At 74.9% G+C, this 18,296-nt stretch carries 16 protein-coding genes; 9 read left to right on the plus strand and 7 right to left on the minus strand.

Annotated elements, in window-relative coordinates:
- Nucleotides 1-14: 14 nt before the first annotated feature.
- The gene (locus tag OG617_RS20425; RefSeq protein WP_405094651.1) at nt 15-2,690 is read right to left on the minus strand and encodes a LuxR C-terminal-related transcriptional regulator; all 2,676 of its coding nucleotides are present in this window, start codon (nt 2,688-2,690) and stop codon (nt 15-17) included.
- 201 nt (nt 2,691-2,891) lie between these two features.
- On the opposite strand from OG617_RS20425, the gene OG617_RS20430 reads away from it, so the two are divergent.
- The 9 genes from OG617_RS20430 (at nt 2,892) to rdgB (ending at nt 9,948) form a co-directional block, all read left to right on the plus strand.
- Nucleotides 2,892-4,676 carry a hypothetical protein gene (locus OG617_RS20430; RefSeq protein WP_405094652.1) on the plus strand — a complete coding sequence of 595 codons (1,785 nt, stop codon included), beginning with the start codon at nt 2,892-2,894 and terminating at the stop codon, nt 4,674-4,676.
- A gap of 148 nt (nt 4,677-4,824) precedes the next feature.
- Nucleotides 4,825-5,115, plus strand: coding sequence for an ATP-dependent Clp protease adapter ClpS (gene clpS / locus OG617_RS20435; RefSeq protein WP_161687572.1), 291 nt, complete (start codon nt 4,825-4,827; stop codon nt 5,113-5,115).
- 2 nt (nt 5,116-5,117) lie between these two features.
- Complete coding sequence (locus OG617_RS20440; RefSeq protein WP_405103849.1) at nt 5,118-5,612, plus strand: DUF2017 domain-containing protein; 495 nt, start codon at nt 5,118-5,120, stop codon at nt 5,610-5,612.
- Between the two features lie 53 nt (nt 5,613-5,665).
- Entirely contained in the window at nt 5,666-6,154 is a 489-nt protein-coding gene (locus OG617_RS20445; RefSeq protein WP_405094653.1) for a Mov34/MPN/PAD-1 family protein, read from the plus strand.
- Between the two features lie 73 nt (nt 6,155-6,227).
- Nucleotides 6,228-6,572: a MoaD/ThiS family protein gene (locus OG617_RS20450; RefSeq protein ID WP_161687578.1), complete on the plus strand. Its 345-nt coding sequence runs from the start codon at nt 6,228-6,230 to the stop codon at nt 6,570-6,572.
- A gap of 12 nt (nt 6,573-6,584) precedes the next feature.
- Complete coding sequence (locus tag OG617_RS20455; RefSeq protein WP_405094654.1) at nt 6,585-7,550, plus strand: PLP-dependent cysteine synthase family protein; 966 nt, start codon at nt 6,585-6,587, stop codon at nt 7,548-7,550.
- Nucleotides 7,551-7,783: 233 nt separating this feature from the next.
- Entirely contained in the window at nt 7,784-8,530 is a 747-nt protein-coding gene (locus tag OG617_RS20460; protein WP_405094655.1) for an MBL fold metallo-hydrolase, read from the plus strand.
- A gap of 78 nt (nt 8,531-8,608) precedes the next feature.
- The gene (gene rph / locus OG617_RS20465; RefSeq protein ID WP_161687583.1) at nt 8,609-9,334 is read left to right on the plus strand and encodes a ribonuclease PH; all 726 of its coding nucleotides are present in this window, start codon (nt 8,609-8,611) and stop codon (nt 9,332-9,334) included.
- Entirely contained in the window at nt 9,331-9,948 is a 618-nt protein-coding gene (rdgB, locus tag OG617_RS20470) for an RdgB/HAM1 family non-canonical purine NTP pyrophosphatase (protein ID WP_396676003.1), read from the plus strand. The genes rph and rdgB overlap by 4 nt, the downstream gene beginning before the upstream one ends.
- Nucleotides 9,949-10,013: 65 nt before the next feature.
- On the opposite strand, the gene hutH is transcribed toward rdgB, so the two are convergent.
- The 6 genes from hutH to OG617_RS20500 all read right to left on the minus strand — a co-directional run bounded on the left by hutH (nt 10,014) and on the right by OG617_RS20500 (nt 18,235).
- Nucleotides 10,014-11,552 carry a histidine ammonia-lyase gene (hutH, locus tag OG617_RS20475; RefSeq protein ID WP_405094656.1) on the minus strand — a complete coding sequence of 513 codons (1,539 nt, stop codon included), beginning with the start codon at nt 11,550-11,552 and terminating at the stop codon, nt 10,014-10,016.
- Nucleotides 11,540-12,742, minus strand: coding sequence for an imidazolonepropionase (gene hutI / locus OG617_RS20480; RefSeq protein ID WP_405103851.1), 1,203 nt, complete (start codon nt 12,740-12,742; stop codon nt 11,540-11,542). The genes hutH and hutI overlap by 13 nt, the downstream gene beginning before the upstream one ends.
- A gap of 74 nt (nt 12,743-12,816) precedes the next feature.
- Nucleotides 12,817-14,211 (minus strand): formimidoylglutamate deiminase, encoded by a 1,395-nt coding sequence (locus OG617_RS20485; protein WP_405094657.1) that lies wholly within the window; start codon nt 14,209-14,211, stop codon nt 12,817-12,819.
- A 229-nt stretch (nt 14,212-14,440) separates the two neighbouring features.
- Nucleotides 14,441-15,715 (minus strand): allantoate amidohydrolase, encoded by a 1,275-nt coding sequence (locus OG617_RS20490; RefSeq protein ID WP_405094658.1) that lies wholly within the window; start codon nt 15,713-15,715, stop codon nt 14,441-14,443.
- On the minus strand, nt 15,712-17,367 hold the full coding sequence (gene hutU / locus OG617_RS20495) for a urocanate hydratase (RefSeq protein WP_405094659.1): 1,656 nt from the start codon (nt 17,365-17,367) through the stop codon (nt 15,712-15,714). Before hutU ends, OG617_RS20490 begins: the two co-directional genes overlap by 4 nt.
- Before the next feature lie 13 nt (nt 17,368-17,380).
- On the minus strand, nt 17,381-18,235 hold the full coding sequence (locus tag OG617_RS20500) for a MurR/RpiR family transcriptional regulator (RefSeq protein WP_405094660.1): 855 nt from the start codon (nt 18,233-18,235) through the stop codon (nt 17,381-17,383).
- Between the last annotated feature and the right edge of the window lie 61 nt (nt 18,236-18,296).

The following is an 18,296-nucleotide window of genomic DNA, read 5'->3' on the forward strand; positions in this document are numbered from 1 at the left end:
GCCCAGCCTAGAGTTCACTGCGCAGGCTCGCCCTTCTGGCCCGGGTACGACCGCAGTACGGAGCGCAGCTCGGTGCGCCCGGTCACCCCGAGCTTGCTGTAGATGTGTTGCAGGTGGTTGTCCACGGTCCGGCTGGACAGGAAGAGCCGCTCGGCGATGGCGCGGCTGGTCGCGCCCTGGGCGGCGAGCCGGGCGACCTCCCACTCCCGGTCGCTGAGGGCGGGCTGCCCGAGCCGCAGCGCCGGGGTGTCGACCTGGTCGCACCGGCCGAGGAGTTCGCCGAGTCGCGCGTGGGCGGCGGCGGCCGAGCTGGACCGGCGCCGCCGCATCCGGCGGGTCGCCGCCGCGGTGGCCTCTGCGGCGTACACCCGCAGATCCAGCCCGGCGAAGTCGTCGGCCACCGCGAGCAACTCGTCGGCCGAGTTGTCGGCGACGGCCCGGGCGCACCGGGCCAGCAGGGGCGGCAGCGGGCCGTCGACCCGCTCGGACAGCTCGGCCAGCCGCTGAGCCACCGTCCGCCGGCTGCCGTCGCCGCAGGTCGGCCCGACCGGGGCGGTCGCCTGGCCCAGCCGGACCAGGTCGTGCAGGACGAGCACCTCGTGCCCGGCGAACCCGTCGTCGCGGAGCCGGTCGGCCAGAGCGGCGAGGTGCCTGGCGGCGCCGGCCGGGTCGCCGGCGGCGGCGAGCACCGCCCCGCGGGCCTGCTCCAGCCAGGGGTAGAGCACCGCCATCCCCGAGGCCTGGGTGCGGTCCGCCTCGGCCAGCGCCTCGGCGGCGTGCGCGGCGTCGCCCCGCAGCGCCGCCGCCTGGGCCCGCTCGGCGTGTGCCAGGCCCGCGTACACCCGGCTGGTGGCCAGCACTGCGCACGCGCCGAGGCTCGTCTTCAGCGCCGTGCCGCTCTGGCCGCGCAGCCGCGCCGCGTACGCCTGGAGGATGGCCAGGTAGCCGGTGCCGAGCCGGAAGTCGCCCGCCCCGGCCAGGTCGGCGAACTCGTCGTCCACAATCGCGTCGATGCCGGCCAGGTCGCCGGCGAGCGCGAGCCGGGTCCCCCGGGCCAGTTCAAGGGCGAGTTGCAGGTACGGCATGTCGCCGCGCCAGCGGGCCGCCTCGGCCTGCACCTGGTGGATCGCCGCGCCGCTGAGGGTGAGCTGCCCCTGGGCGGCCTGGAGGTACGCCAGGGTGCACCGGGCGAGCTCGCGGGCGGCGACCCCGGCGGCCGGGCGGTCCAGCACCGCCCGGGCCAGCCGCACCGCCGGGCCGGTGTCCAGCCGGTGCAGCCGCATGATGGCCTCGAAGGCGTTCACCCGGGCCCGGTCGGTGGCGTCGGGCAGCTTTCCGGCCCGCGCCGCCATATCGTCCACCGTGGACTCCTGGCTGAGACCCCAGTAGCTGACCATTCCCCGCACGGTGACCCATCGGCTGCACCGCCCGGACTCCGCCGCGTCGTCGGCGACCGCGTCGAGCATCACGATCGCCTCCTCCGGCCGGTCGGCGAACATCAGGAGGGTGGCGAGCAGCTCCGCGGCGTCGAAGCCCCCGTCGGCGTCCAGCGCCGCCCGGGCCAGCCGGGTCGCCAGCGGCACGTCGTACCGGGTGAACGCCTGGGCGGCCGCGCCCAGCAGCAACGCCGGGTCCTGCGCGGTGCCGGAGTCCAGCCGCCACACCGCCACCCGCAGCAGGTCGTCGCGGCGCCGGGTGCCCACCGCCTCCACCAGCTCGGCCAGCCGGGCCTGCAACCGTCGGTTGCGGCTGACCGGGCAGCGCCGCCGCATCACCTCGCCGTAGAGCGGGTGCGCCAGCCGAACGTCGGTGCGGCGGTCGTTGCGCTCCACCGCGATCAGGCCGCGCTCCTCGGCGGTCTCCACGTCGGCCGGCTCCACCGCCTGTCCGAGCAGGTGCAGCCCGAGCGGCTCGCCGAAGGCGACCAGCTCCAGCACCGCCCGGACCCCGGGGGTGAGCTGCCCGATCCGGGTGTCGATCAGCTCGTTGAGGGTGGGCGCCAGCGTCAGCTCGCCGGTCCACCGCCACATCCCGTACGTGCGGGTCAGCTCGTCGGGCGGGGCGGCCATGACCAGCTCGCGCAGGAGCAGCGCGTTGCCGCCGGAGAGCCGCCACAGCCGGTCGGCGGAGCACGGGTCGATCGGGCCCTTGAGGATGGCGGCGAGCAGGTCGGTGGTGTCCGCAAGCCCCAGCGGGGCCAGCTCCAGGTGGTCGACCAGGCCGTCGGTCCACAGTGCCCGGATCGGCAGCGGCAACTGCTCGCCGTCGCGCAGCGTCCCGACCACGGTGGCGTTCTCCAGGCGGCCGATCAGGTGCACCAGCGCGGCCGACGGCGGGTCGAGCAGGTGCGCGTCGTCGACCGCCAGCACGATGTGCCGCCCGGCGGCCTGCTGCTGCAACTGCTTCACCGCCCAGCGCAGCACGCCCGCCGGGGAGAGGCCCTGCGGCTGCTCGGCCGGGAGCAACTGGACCAGCCCGCCGAACGGCAGCGCCGCCGTGGTGGCGCTGGCCGAGACCGTGCAGACGGCGTACCCGTCGGTGGGGACCCTGGCCAGCGCCTCGCGCAGCAGCCGGCTCTTGCCGAGGCCGGCGGACCCGCTGTAGAAGAGCCCGCGCCCGTCGGCGCCGGTCGCCGCGGCCAGCAGGCGGTCGAGTTCATCCCTGCGGCCGACGAACTCCCACCGACTCATCGGGGCAGCATATCGACCGAAGCCGGTGCGCGTGCGCGCGGTGACGCTCCGAAGTTGAGTAATTCGTCGATCAGCGCTGAGTATTCGCTTTGCGTGGTTCACGTTCCCGCCGGCCGTACTCTTCCCGCATCCGGAGGTGTCCCCGCCGGAGGAACCGCGCGGCCGGGTCCGAGGACGGCCGCCTCACCGGGAGGCAGCCTGATGCAGCCGGGTCCACTCCCCTCGGCCGACGTGTCCGACGAGCCGAGCGGGCCGGCCGGCCCGCCGCGGTGCGGCCCGACGCACACCCGGCTCGGGGTGACCGAGCCCCGGCCGGACGACCCGCTCGCCGTCGTCGCCGCCGGCCCTGCCGGCGCCGCCCGGCGTGACGTGCTCGCCTCCCTGCTGGGGCTCGCCCCGGGGATGCTCGCCGTCCCGCCCGGGAGTTGGCTGCTGGTCGACCACGCCCGGGTGCCGACCCGGGCGGCCTACGTGCCCGGTTACCGTGAGCCGCACGCGTACGCGCCGGACCAGTTGGCGGCGGGCCCGGCGCTGGCCCGGCCGCCGCGCCGGGTCGAGCTGACCGTCGCCGAGCCGCTGCTGCGGCACTTCACCGTCGTCGACACGCCCGACACCGACACGCTGGGCGTCGCCGGCGGTCGGGTGCTGCTCGACGCGGTCGGCCGGGCCGGGGCGCTGCTGTTCGTGATCGCGGCGGACCAGGCCTTCACGGCCGCCGAGCTGCACCTGCTGGCCGAGGCCGCCCACGCCGCGGCCGAGGTCTTCTTCGTGGTGACGCCCGGCGTCTCGGGCTGGGCCCCGCCCCCGGACGGGTGGCCGGGCGCCGGTTCGGGCCGACCGGACGGGCCCCGGGCGTGGGGTCGGGTGACACACAGCCGCCGGGACCCGGCGTGGACGGACGGCACGGGGGCTTCCGTCCCGACGGGTTCCGGCGGCCGGGTCACCCGGCCGCCGACGCGGTCCGCGCGGACGGGCGGGCCGGTGGATCCGCGGCCCGCCCGTCCGCCGGCCGAGCCGGACCCGGTCGACGCGGCGAACCCGGTCGAGGTGGCGGACCCGGTCGACGCGGCGAACCCGGTCGAGTTGGCGGACCCGGTCGACGCGGCGGGTCCGGTCGAGGTGGTGCTGGCCGCGCACCGTGCGGCGCTGCTCGCCGCCGTGCCGGCACTGGCCGCGGCCCACTGGTACCCGGCCAGGCCGGACGACGTCGGCGCGCTGCGCCGGGCGCTGGCGGGCTGGGCCGCCGACGAGGGGCTGCGCCGGGCCAGCGCCCAGCCGCCGGTGCTGCCCGGGACGCACGGCCGGGTCCCGGTGTCGCCCGGCGCGGACGCGACCGGGTGGGCCGAGCGGCTGGACCGGCAGGCCCGCTCCTGCGCCCAGCGGATCCGCCAGGACGTCGCCCTGGAGCTGGCCAACACCCACCTGCGGGTGGTGCAGGAGATCGTCTTCGGGGTCGGCTGCGCCGGCCTGCCGCAGCTGCTCGACCGCGAGCTGGAGGCACTCTCCCTGCTCGCCACCGCCCAGTGCGAAGCGGCGGTGCGGGCTCTGCTCGACGAGGCCGCAGGGCAGGTCCTGGGCACCCCGGTGCCCGAGGGGGTCCGGCGGCGGATCGGCAACGCCGTCCGCTGGGGGCTCGCCGACCACCCGACCGGCCGGGACCTCGACCGGGTGCTGCTGGTCACCAGTACCCCAGGGGTGGCCAAACTCGCCGGCGCCGGTGCGGTGGACGCGGTCTCCGGCTACCCGGCCGGGGAGCGTGTCGAGGTGCTCCCGCCGGTCGCCGTGGCGCTCTCCGGCGGCTGCTGGCAGCAGTGGCGCAGCACCGGCAACGAAGACCCGGGCGGCGCCCGGTCCTGGGCGCAGCGGGCGCTGCGCGAGGTCGAACTGGAGCTGACCCGGGATGTCTCCCGACGCTTCGAGGCCGTCCGCCGCTCACTCGGCGCGGTGCTCTCCGCTGCGGTCGACCACGGCATCCTGCTCGCCTGACGCCGGCCCCGACCGGCCGGTGGGGCCCCGACGGGGTCCTGCCGGGCCGGCCCGCGCGCCGGTCGCCGGGGCGGCTCCGGCCGATGCTCCGGACCCGTCCGGCGTTCCGGTTCATCGCTTCGCGGCAACCGGTGGCACGATGGGGGGCATGGCGGCTCCGCAGGTTGCACCGGTCGAGACACCGGCCACCGAAGAGGTGCCGGCCTCTGACCGGCCGTGGGTGACGATCGTGTGGGACGACCCGGTGAACCTGATGTCGTACGTGACCTGGGTCTTCCAGAAGTTGTTCGGGTACAGCCGGGAGAAGGCGGAGAAGCTCATGCTGGACGTGCACCACAAGGGCCGGGCGGTGGTCTCCAGCGGCGCCCGGGAGCGGATGGAGCACGACGCGGCGCAGCTGCACGCGTACGGGCTGTGGGCCACGGTGGAGCGGTCGTGAGCATGTTCCGACGCCGGGGCGACCGGTACGTCGCCACCCTCGCCGTCGACGAGGTCCGGGTGCTGCGCAAGGTGGCCTCCGAGGTGGTGGGGCTGCTCACCGAAGGCTTCGACCACTCCGACCCGGTGCTGGGCCGGCTCTTCCCCGAGGTCTACCCGGACGACTCGGCCGGCACGGCGGAGTTCCGCCGGTACACCGAGGGCGACCTGAAGACCGGCAAGATCGACCAGGCCGGGGCGATCCTCGCCGCCCTGCCGGAATCCTCCGGCGGCGAGGTCCAGCTCGACGCCGAGGCGGCCGAGGCGTGGCTGCGGGCGCTCAACGACGCCCGCCTGGCGATGGGCGTCCGGCTGGAGGTCAAGGACGGCACGGACCTCGGCGCGGAGCTGGACGAGGCGGTCGCCGCCGACCCGTCGTCGAGCCGGGTGTTCCAACTGTCGGTCTACGCCTACCTCGGATACCTCCAGGAGTCCCTGCTCAACGCCATGCTCGACTGAGCGTGACCGTCGCCACCCTCGGCTGGGCGGGCGGAGGGGCTAGGCTGGACGGCGTGCTGAGCATCGACCGGACGATCATCGACGCGATCGTCGCCCACGCCCGCCGGGACCACCCGGACGAGGCGTGCGGCGTGGTCGCCGGTCCCGCCGGCAGCGACACCCCGAGCAGGCACATCCCCATGGATAACGCGGCCCGTTCCATGACGTTCTACGAGTTCGACTCGATGGAGCACCTGCGGCTGTGGCGGGAGATGGACGACCGCGACGAGGAACCGGTCGTCATCTACCACTCGCACACCGCGACCGAGGCGTACCCGTCACGCACCGACGTCTCCCTCGCCGGCGAGCCGGGCGCGCACTACCTGCTCGTCTCCACCCGCGAGCCCGACACCGAGGAGATCCGCTCCTACCGGATCGTCGACGGCGTGGTGGCGGAGGAGCCGGTCCGGATCGTGGACGCCGCCGTGGACCCGAACGCCGTCCAGTCCTACATGTTCGGGCAGAGCCCGGCGACGGTCGACTACGAGTGTTCCGACCGCTGATCCCAGCGGCATCGCGACATTCCTTCCCTCCCGTCACCGAGCAACCGCACATCCGGACAAGGAGCACGACACCATGGCCATCGAGGTTCGCATCCCCACCATCCTGCGCAGCTACACCGGCGGCGCGAAGATCGTCGAGGGCGCCGGCGACACGGTCGCCGACCTGCTCGCCGACCTGGACTCCCGGCACGCCGGCCTGCGCGGCCGGCTGGTCACCGACGCCGGCGTGCTGCACCGCTTCGTCAACGTCTACGTCAACGACGAGGACGTCCGCTTCCTCGGCGCGCTCGACGCCAAGCTCAACGACGGCGACAGCATCACCATCCTGCCGGCCGTGGCCGGCGGCGCGTTCGGCTTCGCGGCGGCGGCGGCGATCGCCTCGCACACGGTAGCCACGCGCGCCGCCGCCGCCCGCTGAGGCGGGGCGGCGATGGCGCGGTACGACAGCCTGTTGGACGCCTGCGGCGGCACACCACTGGTCGGGCTGCCCCGGCTCTCGCCGACGGTGCCCGAGGGGGCGCCGCCGGTGCGGCTCTGGGCCAAGCTGGAGGACCGGAACCCGACCGGCAGCATCAAGGACCGGGCGGCCATGTTCATGGTCCGCCGGGCCGAGTCCGACGGCCGGCTCCGCCCGGGCGACACCATCCTGGAGCCGACCAGCGGCAACACCGGGATCTCGCTGGCCATGGTGGCGAAGCTGCGGGGGTACCGGCTGGTCTGCGTGATGCCGGAGAACGTCTCGACCGAGCGGATCCAGCTGCTCCGGATGTACGGCGCGGAGATCATCTTTTCGTCGGCCGCCGGCGGCTCCAACCAGGCCGTCGCCACCGCCAAGCAGATCGCCGCCGAACACCCCGACTGGGTGATGCTCTACCAGTACGGCAACGAGGCGAACGCCCGGGCGCACTACGAGACCACCGGCCCGGAGCTGCTCCAGGACCTGCCCACGATCACCCACTTCGTGGCCGGGCTCGGCACCACCGGCACCCTCATGGGCACCGGGCGCTACCTGCGCGAGAAGGTCGAGGCCATCCAGGTCGTGGCCGCCGAGCCCCGCTACGGGGAGCTGGTCTACGGGCTGCGCAACATCGACGAGGGGTACGTCCCGGAGCTCTACGACGCCACCGTTCTGTCCCGGCGGTTCTCCGTCGGCACCAGGGACGCCGTGCTGCGTACCCGGCAGCTCGTGGAGGTGGAGGGGATCTTCGCCGGCTTCTCCACCGGGGCCATCCTGCACGCCGCCCTGGCGGTGGCGCACGAGGCGGTCCGGGACGGGCGCAGGGCCGACGTCGCGTTCGTGGTCTGCGACGGCGGCTGGAAGTACCTCAGCACCGGTGCGTACGGCGGCACCCTCGCCGACGCCGAGGAGGCCCTGGAGGGGCAGCTCTGGGCCTGAGGGCGAGCCTGACGGCGCCGACGGGCCGTGACCGGGTGACCGGTCCGGCCCGTCCGTCGTCTCCGGGATCGGCGACGGCTGCGGGTGTCACGTTGATGACAACTTCCACTAGATGATTCTTGCCCCGGCGCGCGCCAGCGTAGGCTGCGCAGCGTGTCGTACACGTCGATGAAGATCATGGGCGGGACGGCGGCCGACGTGACGACTACGGTTCGTGACAGCGGGACAACCTCATGCGACTGACCGTCCTCGGCTGTGCCGGGAGCTTCCCCGGCCCCGACTCCCCCTGCTCGGCCTATCTGGTCGAGGCCGACGGTTTCCGGCTCCTGATCGACTTCGGCTCCGGCGCGCTGTCCACCCTCCAGCGCTACGCCGGGCTGCACGCCCCGGACGCCATCCTCCTCACCCACCTGCACTGCGACCACATGCTCGACGCGGTGACATACGTGGTGGTGCGCCGGTACGCCCCGGACGGCCCGTGTCCGGTCCTGCCGGTGTACGCCCCCTCCGGCGCGCCGGACCGGCTGGCGCTGGCCTACGGGCAGGAGAACAGCACCGTCGAGGACGTCTACCAGTTCTACGGCCTCGAACCGGGCACGTTCCCGATCGGCCCGTTCACCGTCACCGTCGACCGGATGAACCACCCCGTCGAGACGTACGGGGTGCGGCTGGAGCACGACGGCCGGGTGCTCTGCTACTCCTCCGACACCGCGCCGTGCGAGGCGCTGCTGCGGCTGGCCCAGGACGCCGACGTCTTCCTCTGCGAGGCCAGCTACCTCGACGGGGTGGACAACCCGCCGGACCTGCACCTGACCGGCCGGGAGGCCGGCGAGGCGGCCACGAAGGCGGGGGTGGGCCGGCTACTGCTGACCCACCTGGTCGCCGCATGGGGCAGCGAGGCGCTCACCGTCGAGGCGGCCGGCGCCGCGTACGACGGGCCGCTGGAAGTGGTCCGCTCGGGCGGCTGCTACGACATCTGATCGACCTCGGCCGGTGGTGGGCGCGGACAGCGGGACACCCCGGGACCGTTCGATCACCGCACCGCATAGGGTGCAGGCATGGCGCGACCTGACGGGCGGCGGCCCGACCAACTCCGACCGGTGACTCTGACTCGGGGCTGGAGCACCCACCCGGAGGGCTCCGTGCTCGTCGAGTTCGGCGAAACCCGGGTGCTCTGCACGGCCAGCGTCACCGAGGGGGTGCCCCGCTGGCGCAAGGGCTCCGGGCTCGGCTGGGTGACCGCCGAGTACGCGATGCTGCCCCGGGCCACGAACACCCGCTCGGACCGGGAGAGCGTCAAGGGCCGCGTCGGCGGGCGGACCCACGAGATCTCCCGGCTGATCGGCCGGAGCCTGCGGGCCGGCATCGACCTCAAGGCGCTCGGCGAGAACTCGGTCGTGCTGGACTGCGACGTCCTCCAGGCCGACGGCGGCACCCGCACCGCGGCGATCACCGGCGCGTACGTGGCGCTGCACGACGCGGTGAGCTGGCTGGCCGACCGCAAGTCGCTGGCCGGGAAGCCGGAGAAGGTGATGCACCGCTCCGTCGCCGCGGTGAGCGTCGGCGTGATCGCGGGCGAGGCCCGGCTGGACCTCTGCTACGAAGAGGACGTGGCGGCCGAGGTCGACATGAACGTGGTCTGCACCGGCACCGGCGAGTTCGTCGAGGTGCAGGGGACGGGGGAGTCCGGGGTCTTCGCCCGAGACCAGCTCGATGCCCTGCTCGACCTGGCCGTCGCCGGCTGCGCGGAACTGGCCGAGGCACAGCGGAAGGCTCTCTCATGAACAAGGTGCTGCTCGCCACCCGTAACCGGAAGAAGCTGATCGAGCTCCAGCGGATCCTCGACGGCGCGCTCGGCGCACACCGGGTCGCCCTGCTCGGCCTCGACGACGTCGAGGAGTACCCGGAGCTGCCGGAGACCGGCCTGACCTTCGGCGAGAACGCGCTGATCAAGGCGCGGGAGGGCTGCCGGCGCACAGGCCTGCTCACCATCGCCGACGACTCCGGCCTCGCCGTCGACGCCCTGAACGGAATGCCGGGGGTGTTCAGCGCCCGTTGGGCCGGCCGGCACGGCGACGACCGGGCCAACTTCCAGCTCGTGCTGGACCAGATCGCCGACCTGCCCGACGACAACCGGGGCGCGTCGTTCGTCTGCACGGTGGCCCTGGTGCTGCCCGGCGGCAAGGAGCACCTGGTCGACGGCCGACAGGCCGGCCGGCTGCTGCGCGCGCCGCGCGGCGAGGGCGGCTTCGGGTACGACCCGATCTTCCTCGGCGACGGCCAGGACCGCACCAACGCGGAGCTGACCCCGCCGGAGAAGGACGCGATCAGCCACCGGGGCAAGGCGCTGCGCGAGCTGGCCAAGCTGATCGCCAAGGTCATCCCGCCGGCGGCCTGACGGCGGGCGGCGGACCGATCGGGGAGGCCCGTGCCGGGTGTCCGGCACGCGCCACCCCGGGATGGTCAGCCGAGCGGGCCGATCTCGCGCTCGATGGCGGCCCGCAGGTCCGGCCCGGCCAGCACGGCCCGGGCCGCCTCCATCAGCGGAGCGAGGAACACGTCGGGCCCCGGCTCCCCGGCCGCCTCACCGAGCGCGGCCAGGGCGGCCCGCCCGGCCGGCGACGGCGTCAGCGGGGCGCGTAGCTGGAGCCCGCGTACGGCGGCCAGCAGCTCCACCGCGAGCAGGCTGGTCAGGTTGTCCAGCACGGTGAGCAGCTTCTTCGTCGCCGCCCAGCCCATCGAGACGTGGTCCTCCTGCATCCCGCTGGTGGGCAGGGAGTCCACCGACGCGGGGGCCGCCAGCCGGCGGTTCTCCGCGACGATCCCGGCGGCCGTGTACTGGGCGATCATCAGCCCGGAGTTGACTCCAGCGTCGGGGGAGAGGAACGCCGGCAGCTCCCGGGACCGGGTCACGTCGAGCAGCCGGTCCACCCGCCGCTCGGAGATCGCCCCCACCTCGGCGGCGGCGATGGCCAGGAAGTCGGCGGCGAAGCCGAGCGGGGCGCCGTGGAAGTTCCCGGTGGACTCGACCCGGCCGTCCGGCAGCACCACCGGGTTGTCCACCACGGACCCCAGCTCCCGGTCGGCCACGGTCCGGACGAAGTCCAGGGTGTCCCGGGCCGCCCCGGCGACCTGCGGCGCGCAGCGCATCGAGTACGCGTCCTGCACGGCGTGCGCCAGGTCGTCGCGGTGCGAGTCCATCACCGCCGATTTCTGGAGCAGCCGGTGGATGTTCGCCGCCGACACCGACTGGCCGGGGTGCGGGCGGATCGCGTGCAGCTCCGGCAGGAACGGCCGCTCCGAGCCGAGCATCGCCTCGATGGCCAGGGCGGCCGTCACGTCGGCCATGGTGAACAGGTGCGCCGCGTCGTTGATGGCCAGCAGCAGCATGCCGAGCATGCCGTCGGTGCCGTTGATCAGCGCCAGCCCCTCCTTGGCAGCCAGCTCCACCGGGGTCAGCCCGGCCCCGCGCAGCGCGTCGGCGGCGTCGATCCGCTCACCGGCCGGGCCGAGCACCCAGCCCTCGCCGAGCAGCACCAGCGCGCAGTGCGCCAGCGGGGCCAGGTCGCCGGACGCGCCGAGCGAACCGTGCTCCGGCACCCACGGGGTGACGTCGTGGTTGAGCAGGTCGACCAGGGCCTCGGCGACCAGCGGGCGGACGCCGGAGTGGCCCAGCGCCAGCGAGCGGACCCGCAGCAGCATCATCGCTCGGACCACCTCGCGCGGCATCGGAGCGCCCACCCCGGCGGCGTGCGAGCGGATCAGCGCGTGTTGCAGCTCCGCGCGCCGCTCCGGCGCGACGAAGGTGTTCGCGAGGGCCCCGAAGCCGGTGGAGACGCCGTACACGGGCCGGCCGGCGGCCTCGATGCGGTCCACGATGGCCCGGCTGGACACCATCGCGTCCACGGTGGATGGGGCGAGGACGACCCGGGCGCTGCCTCGGGCCACGGCGAGCACGTCGGCGGGGCGGATCCCGGTGGGCTGGACGGTCACGATCGACATTGCGGCACTCCGTTGTGCAGAACCTGGCGGATCAGGGGGACACCGGGCCGGTAGGCCAGGTGCAGGTGGGACGGGGCGTCGAGGATCATCAGGTCGGCCCGCGCGCCCCGCGCGATTCGCCCCACGTCGCTGCGGCGCAGGGCCGCCGCCCCACCTGCCGTCGCAGCCCAGACTGCCTCCGCAGGGGTCATCCGCATCTCGCGTACGGCGAGCGCGACGCAGAACGGCATCGACGAGGTGTACGACGACCCGGGGTTGCAGTCGGTGGCCAGGGCCACGGTGACGCCGGCGTCGAGCAGCCGGCGCGCGTCCGGATACGGCGAACGGGTGGAGAACTCGGCACCGGGCAGCAGGGTGGCGACGGTGGTGGTGTGCAGGCCGTCCGGGCACATGCAGCCGACCCGGTTCGACGCGAGCGCGTCGATGTCGGCGTCGGACAGGTGGGTGCAGTGGTCCACGCTGGCCGCGCCCAGCTCCACGCCGAGCTGCACGCCCGGACCGGGGCCGAGCTGGTTGGCGTGGACCCGCACGCCGAGCCCGACGGCCTGCCCGCAGGCGAGGATCGCCCGGGCGTGGTCCACGTCGAAGGCGCCCCGCTCGCAGAACACGTCGATCCAGCGGGCGTGCGGGGCGGCGGCGGCCAGCATCGGCCCGCACACCATGCCCACATAGTCGTCGGGGCGGTGGGAGTACTCGGCGGGAACCACGTGCGCGCCGAGGAAGGTGGTGTCCTCGGTGAACTCGGCGGCGATCCGCAACGAACGGGCCTCGTCGGCGATGGTCAGCCCGTACCCGCTCTTGATCTCGATGGTGGTGGTGCCCTGCCGCATCGCCTCGCCGCGCAGCCGCCGGACGGTGGCCCGCAGCTCGTCGTCGGAGGCCGCGCGGGTCGCGCCGACGGTGGTGCGGATGCCGCCCCCGGTGTAGGGCTCGCCGGACATCCGGGCGGCGAACTCGGTAGCCCGGTCGCCCGCGAAGACCAGGTGGGCGTGGCTGTCCACGAAGCCGGGCAGCACGGCCGCCCCCTCGGCGTCGATCCGCCGGTCGGCGGCCGGGGCGTCCCGGGCCGGCCCGACCCAGGCCACCTGCCCGTCCTCGACCAGCACGGCGGCGTCCCGGCGGATTCCCAGCGGCCCGCCCTCGCCGCTGATGTCGTTGGTGACCAGCTCCCCGATCTTGTCGATGAGCAGGCTGCCGGTGTTCCGCGGCGCCGGCCGGACCCGATCGCCCGGCCCGGCCGGGCGGTGCTGCCAGTTGGCCGGGCTCACGAGGTCACCTCCTGGATGGCATGCCGCAGCTCCGCCGGCACGTCCACGGTCAGGTGCCGGCCGTCGGCCACGACCGTCCGCCCGTCGACCACCACGTGCGTCACGTCGGCGGCGGTGGCCGCGAAGAACGCGCCGACCGGCGGCACCCCGGCGGTCCGGGCGCTGTCCAGCCGTACCGTCACCAGATCGGCCCGGTTGCCGACCGACAGCCGGCCGGCGTCGCCCCAGCCGAGCGCGGCGTGCCCGGCGACGGTCGCGGCGGCCAACAGCTCGGCCGGGGCGAAGTGGCCGCGCTGTCGGGTGCGCAGCCGCTCGTCCAGCTCCACCGCGCGGGCCTCCTCGAACAGGTCGATCACGGCGTGGCTGTCGCTGCCCAGGCTCAGCGCGACGCCCGCCTCGGCCAGCCGGCGGGCCGGCCCGATCCCGTCGGCGAGGTCCCGCTCGGTGGTGGGGCAGAGGCAGACCCCGGTGCCGGTGTCCCCGAGCAGCGTCACGTCGGCGCTGGTGGGGTGCGTGGCGTGCACGGCGACGGTGCCCGGGCCGAGCACCCCGTGGTCGGCCAGCAGCCGGGCCGGCGTGCGGCCGTGCGCGGCCCGGCAGGCGTCGTTCTCGGCGGGCTGCTCGGACAGGTGCACGTGCAGCGGCGCCCCGCGCCGGTCGGCCCAGCCGGCCACGGTGGCGAGCTGCTCCGCCGGCACCGCACGGACCGAGTGCACAGCCGCCCCGACCAGCACGCGCCTGGTCTCGCCGGCCCGCCCGGTGCCGCCGGTCCGTTCGACGGTGTCGGCGAGCGCCGAGGCCCGGTCGGCCCAGCGCAGCGCGTCGCCGTCGCCGAACCGCCGCTGTGGCCCGGTCAGCGGCTCGCCGTCCACGGTGGCGGTCAGGTAGCAGGTGTCCAGCAGGGTGAGCCGGATCCCGGCCTGCGTGGCGGCCTCGACCAGGGCCGCGCCCATCGCGTTCGGGTCGGCGTACGGTGTGCCGTCGGGGCCGTGGTGCAGGTAGTGGAACTCGCCGACGCAGGTGATCCCGGCCAGCGCCATCTCGGCGTAAGCGGCCCGGGCCAGGGCCAGGTAGCTGTCCGGGTCGAGCCGGGCCGCCACGTCGTACATGACATTCCGCCAGGTCCAGAAGTCGCCCCGGCCGCCGTGGGTGCGCCCGCGCAGCGCCCGGTGGAACGCGTGCGAGTGGGCGTTGGCGAGCCCGGGGAGGGTCAGCCCGGGCAGCCGGGTGGCGTCGCCGAGCACCTCCACCCCGGCTGTGGGCGTGCCCGCGCCGGTCAGCGGCGTGACGGCCGTGATCCGGCCGTCCTCGGCCTCGATCAGCACGTCCGCGGTCGGCTCGGCCCGGTCGGGCAGCCACGCGTACTCGGCGAGCCAGCGGGTCCCGGTCACCCCTTCCACCCCCTTTGGAGCTGAATCGTTTGTGACATCGGTGTCGTCCGCGACGTCGGTCGGTCGGGATAGCGCGGGAGCGCAGGCGACGTCGGTCGGTCGCGGTGACGCTGATGCGTTCGTGACATCAGCTCCAAAGGGGCCGCCGGAGCATGCCGGCGTCGGCTCCGGCCACGCCAGCGCTGGCCGGCCCCAGCCCCGGCCCTGGCATCGGCCCCAGGCAGGAGGCTCATGTGCATGTCAGCTTTTCCAGGACCCGGGCCAGGGCGGCGACCCCGGCGGCGCAGTCGGCGTCCGTGGCCGCCTCGGCGGGGGAGTGCGACACTCCGGTCGGGTTGCGTACGAACAGCATTGCGGTGGGCAGGTGCCCGGCCAGCACCCCGGCGTCGTGACCCGCCCCCGTGGGCAGCACCGGCGCGTCCAGCAGGGCCGCCAGCCGTCCGCCGAGGCCGCCGTCGAAGGCGACCAGCGGGGTCGCCGACTCCTCGGTGAGGGTGACCTCCGTGCCGTCCCGGCCGGCCCGCTCGGTGGCCTTGGCGCGCACCGCGTCGACCAGGCCGGTCAACGTGTCCGGCTCGGCCGCGCGGGCGTCCAGCCAGCCGGTCACCTTCGACGGGATCGCGTTGGTGGCGTTCGGCTCGACCCGGACCCGACCGACCGTGGCGTGCGCGCCGCGCAGCCGGGCCTCCTTGTTCGCCGCGAGCACGGTGAACGCGTACGTGAGCATGGGGTCGCGGCGGTCGGCCATCAGGGTCGTACCGGCGTGGTTGCCCTCGCCGAGGAAGTCGAAGCGCCAGCGGCCGTGCGGCCAGATGGCGCTGGCGACCGCAACCGGCGCGTCACGCTCGACCAGCGCGCGGCCCTGCTCGACGTGCAGCTCCACGAAGCACGAGAACCCGCCCAGCAGGTCGGGCCGGGCACCCGCGGGCCGGTCACCCAGAGCCTCGGCCAGGCTCACCCCGTCGGCGTCGCGCAGGCCGGCCGCGCGGCCCGGGTCGAGCGCGCCGGTGAGCAGCCGTGACCCCAGGCACGGTACGCCGAACCGGGCCCCCTCCTCCTCGGCGAACGCGGCCACGACGAGGGGACGGGCCGGGACCGCCCCGGCGGCGCGGAGCTCGTCCACGGCGAGGAACGCGCTGACGATGCCGAGCGGCCCGTCGTACGCGCCGCCGTGCGGCACCGAGTCGAAGTGGCTGCCGGTCAGCACCGCGTCCCCGGCGGCCGGGTGGCCCCAGCGGGCGAAGAGGTTGCCGTTGCCGTCGGCGGTGACCGGCATGCCCCGGCTGGCGGCCTGTGCCCGGAACCAGTCGCGCAGCGCCAGTTCCGGCTCCGTGAACGCGTACCGCAGGTAGCCGCCGCTGCCCGGGTCCCGGCCGACCGGGGCGATGGAGTCCCAGAGCACCCGGAACCGGCCGGCCAGGTCTGCGTGGTCCGCGTGGTCCGCGTGGTCCGCGTGGTCCGCGAGGTCCGCGAGGTCTATGTGGTCCGCGTGGTCCGCCGTCATGCCCGGTCCTCGGCCATCGGCACCCGCACGCCGGTGTGGTCGGCGACCTCGCGGGCGGCGTCGTAGCCGGCGTCCACGTGCCGGATGACGCCCATCGCCGGGTCGTTGGTCAGCACCCGCTCGATCTTCTGCCCGGCCAGCGCGGTGCCGTCGGCGACGCAGACCTGGCCGGCGTGGATGGACCGGCCGATGCCGACCCCGCCGCCGTGGTGGATGGACACCCAGGACGCCCCGCTGGCGGTGTTGACCAGCGCGTTGAGCAGCGGCCAGTCGGCGATCGCGTCGGAGCCGTCGGCCATCGCCTCGGTCTCCCGGTACGGGCTGGCCACGCTGCCGCAGTCCAGGTGGTCCCGGCCGATGACGACCGGCGCGCTCAGCTCGCCGGAGGCGACCATCTCGTTGAACCGCACCCCCGCCCTGTCCCGCTCGCCGTAGCCGAGCCAGCAGATCCGGGCCGGCAGGCCCTGGAAGGCGACCCGCTCACCGGCCAGCCGCATCCATCGGGCCAGGGACTCGTTCTCCGGGAACAGGTCCAAGATCGCCCGGTCCGTGGCGGCGATGTCTGCCGGGTCGCCGGAGAGCGCCGCCCACCGGAACGGGCCCTTGCCCTCGCAGAACAGCGGCCGGATGTACGCCGGCACGAAACCAGGGAAGTCGAACGCCCGCTCGTACCCGCCGAGGCGCGCCTCGCCCCGGATCGAGTTGCCGTAGTCGAAGACCTCGGCCCCCGCGTCGAGGAAGCCGACCATCGCCTCGACGTGCCTGGCCATCGACGCCCGGGCCCGGTCGGTGAACTCGGCCGGCTTCGCCTTCGCGTAGTCCCGGGCGTCGGCGGGCTCAACCCCCTCCGGCAGGTACGACAGCGGGTCGTGCGCGCTGGTCTGGTCGGTGACGATGTCGATCTCCACGCCCCGGCGCAGCAGCTCGGGGAAGACGGTGGCGGCGTTGCCCACCACGCCGACGCTGAGCGCCCGGCGGTCCCGCCTCGCGGCGAGCACCCGCTCCACCGCGTCGTCCAGGGAGTCGGCGACCTCGTCGAGGTAGCGGTCGTGCACCCGGCGGTCCAACCGGGTGCGGTCCACGTCGACGATGAGGCACGCGCCGCCGTTCATGGTGACCGCGAGGGGCTGGGCCCCGCCCATCCCGCCGCACCCGGCGGTCAGCGTCAGCGTCCCGGCCAGCGTCCCGGAGAATCGTTTCGCGGCGACGGCGGAGAACGTCTCGTACGTGCCCTGGAGGATGCCCTGGGTGCCGATGTAGATCCACGACCCGGCGGTCATCTGCCCGTACATGGTCAGGCCGAGCTGCTCCAGGCGGCGGAACTCCGGCCAGGTGGCCCAGTCGCCGACCAGGTTGGAGTTGGCCAGCAGCACCCGGGGCGCCCACTCGTGGGTGCGCAGCACCCCGACCGGGCGGCCGGACTGCACCAGCATCGTCTCGTCCTCGCGCAGGTCGGTCAGCGTGCGCACCAGCGCGTGGTACGACGGCCAGTCCCGCGCGGCCTTACCGGTGCCGCCGTAGACGACCAGGTCGTCGGGGCGCTCGGCCACCTCCGGGTCGAGGTTGTTCATCAGCATCCGGAGGGCGGCCTCCTGCGGCCACCCCCGGGCGGTCAGCGCGGTGCCACGGGCGGCGCGGACGGGCTGGGACATCTCGGTTCTCCTCTCAGCCGAGGAACAACTGGCGGCGGGCGGCGGAGGACTCGAACGCCTCCAGCCGGCGCTGGGTCTCGGCGGGCGCGGCGTCGCAGATGGCCTGGAGGACCACCATCGCCAGGGTCATCGGGGCGGTGTGCAGGTCGAACACCAGATCGGTGCCGACGGCGGCGGGGAGCACCACCTCGGCGTGTTCGGCGGCCGGGCTGACCGGCGAGTCGGTGATGGCCACCACGGTCAGCCCGGCGGCCTGCGCCTCGCGCAGCGCGTCCAGGGTCTCCCGGGGGTAGCGGGGCAGGACGAACGCCAGCAGGGCGGTCGCCCCGGCTGCGGCAGCCTGCTCAAGGCGGTCGGTGAGCAGGCTGCCGCCGTCGTCGAGCACCCGCACGTCCGGGTGCACCTTGGCGGCGAAGTACGCGAAGTACGCGGCCAGCGGCGCGGCGGCCCGCAGCCCGAGCACCGGCAGGGGGCGGCTCGCGGCGAGCAACTCGCCCGTCTCGGCGATCCGGTCCCGGTCGGCGAGCTGCCCGGCCAGCCGCTCCAGGTTGCCCAGCTCGGCCCGGACGGCGCGTTGCAGCTCGTTGCCGCCGCCGGAGGGCCCGCCGGTGGCGGCGCCGGTCAGCTCGCGCAGCCGGCGGCGCAGCGCCGGGTAGCCGTCGTGGCCGAGCGCCACGGCGAACCGGGTCACCGACGGCTGGCTGACCCCGGCCAGCTCGGCCACCTCGGCGGCGGAGAGGTACGCCGCCGTGGCGGCGTGCTGCACCAGGCTGTGCGCGATCCGGCGCTGGGTCGGGGTGAGCCGGACGCCCCGGAACAGGTCGACCACCCGGTCGGTGGGCGCCCCGACGGTGCGTCCTTCATTCATGCGCCGACTCTATGCATCAAAACTTTCAGAGGCAACCCGTGAGCACCGTCGTTGTCGCGCC

This window comes from Micromonospora sp. NBC_01412, assembly GCF_045040215.1.
GTDB classification, from domain to species: Bacteria; Actinomycetota; Actinomycetes; order Mycobacteriales; family Micromonosporaceae; genus Micromonospora; species Micromonospora rubida.

Excerpts from the sequence above, each read along its gene's own strand:
- rdgB (WP_396676003.1), top strand. The coding sequence starts at position 9,331 with ATGAACAAGGTGCTGCTCGCCACCCGTAACCGGAAGAAGCTGATCGAG.
- OG617_RS20490 (WP_405094658.1), bottom strand. The coding sequence starts at position 15,715 with ATGACGGCGGACCACGCGGACCACATAGACCTCGCGGACCTCGCGGAC.
- hutH (WP_405094656.1), bottom strand. The coding sequence starts at position 11,552 with ATGTCGATCGTGACCGTCCAGCCCACCGGGATCCGCCCCGCCGACGTG.
- rph (WP_161687583.1), top strand. The coding sequence starts at position 8,609 with ATGGCGCGACCTGACGGGCGGCGGCCCGACCAACTCCGACCGGTGACT.
- OG617_RS20440 (WP_405103849.1), top strand. The coding sequence starts at position 5,118 with ATGTTCCGACGCCGGGGCGACCGGTACGTCGCCACCCTCGCCGTCGAC.
- OG617_RS20455 (WP_405094654.1), top strand. The coding sequence starts at position 6,585 with ATGGCGCGGTACGACAGCCTGTTGGACGCCTGCGGCGGCACACCACTG.
- OG617_RS20425 (WP_405094651.1), bottom strand. The coding sequence starts at position 2,690 with ATGAGTCGGTGGGAGTTCGTCGGCCGCAGGGATGAACTCGACCGCCTG.
- OG617_RS20460 (WP_405094655.1), top strand. The coding sequence starts at position 7,784 with ATGCGACTGACCGTCCTCGGCTGTGCCGGGAGCTTCCCCGGCCCCGAC.
- OG617_RS20450 (WP_161687578.1), top strand. The coding sequence starts at position 6,228 with ATGGCCATCGAGGTTCGCATCCCCACCATCCTGCGCAGCTACACCGGC.
- OG617_RS20430 (WP_405094652.1), top strand. The coding sequence starts at position 2,892 with ATGCAGCCGGGTCCACTCCCCTCGGCCGACGTGTCCGACGAGCCGAGC.
- hutU (WP_405094659.1), bottom strand. The coding sequence starts at position 17,367 with ATGTCCCAGCCCGTCCGCGCCGCCCGTGGCACCGCGCTGACCGCCCGG.
- OG617_RS20500 (WP_405094660.1), bottom strand. The coding sequence starts at position 18,235 with ATGAATGAAGGACGCACCGTCGGGGCGCCCACCGACCGGGTGGTCGAC.
- clpS (WP_161687572.1), top strand. The coding sequence starts at position 4,825 with ATGGCGGCTCCGCAGGTTGCACCGGTCGAGACACCGGCCACCGAAGAG.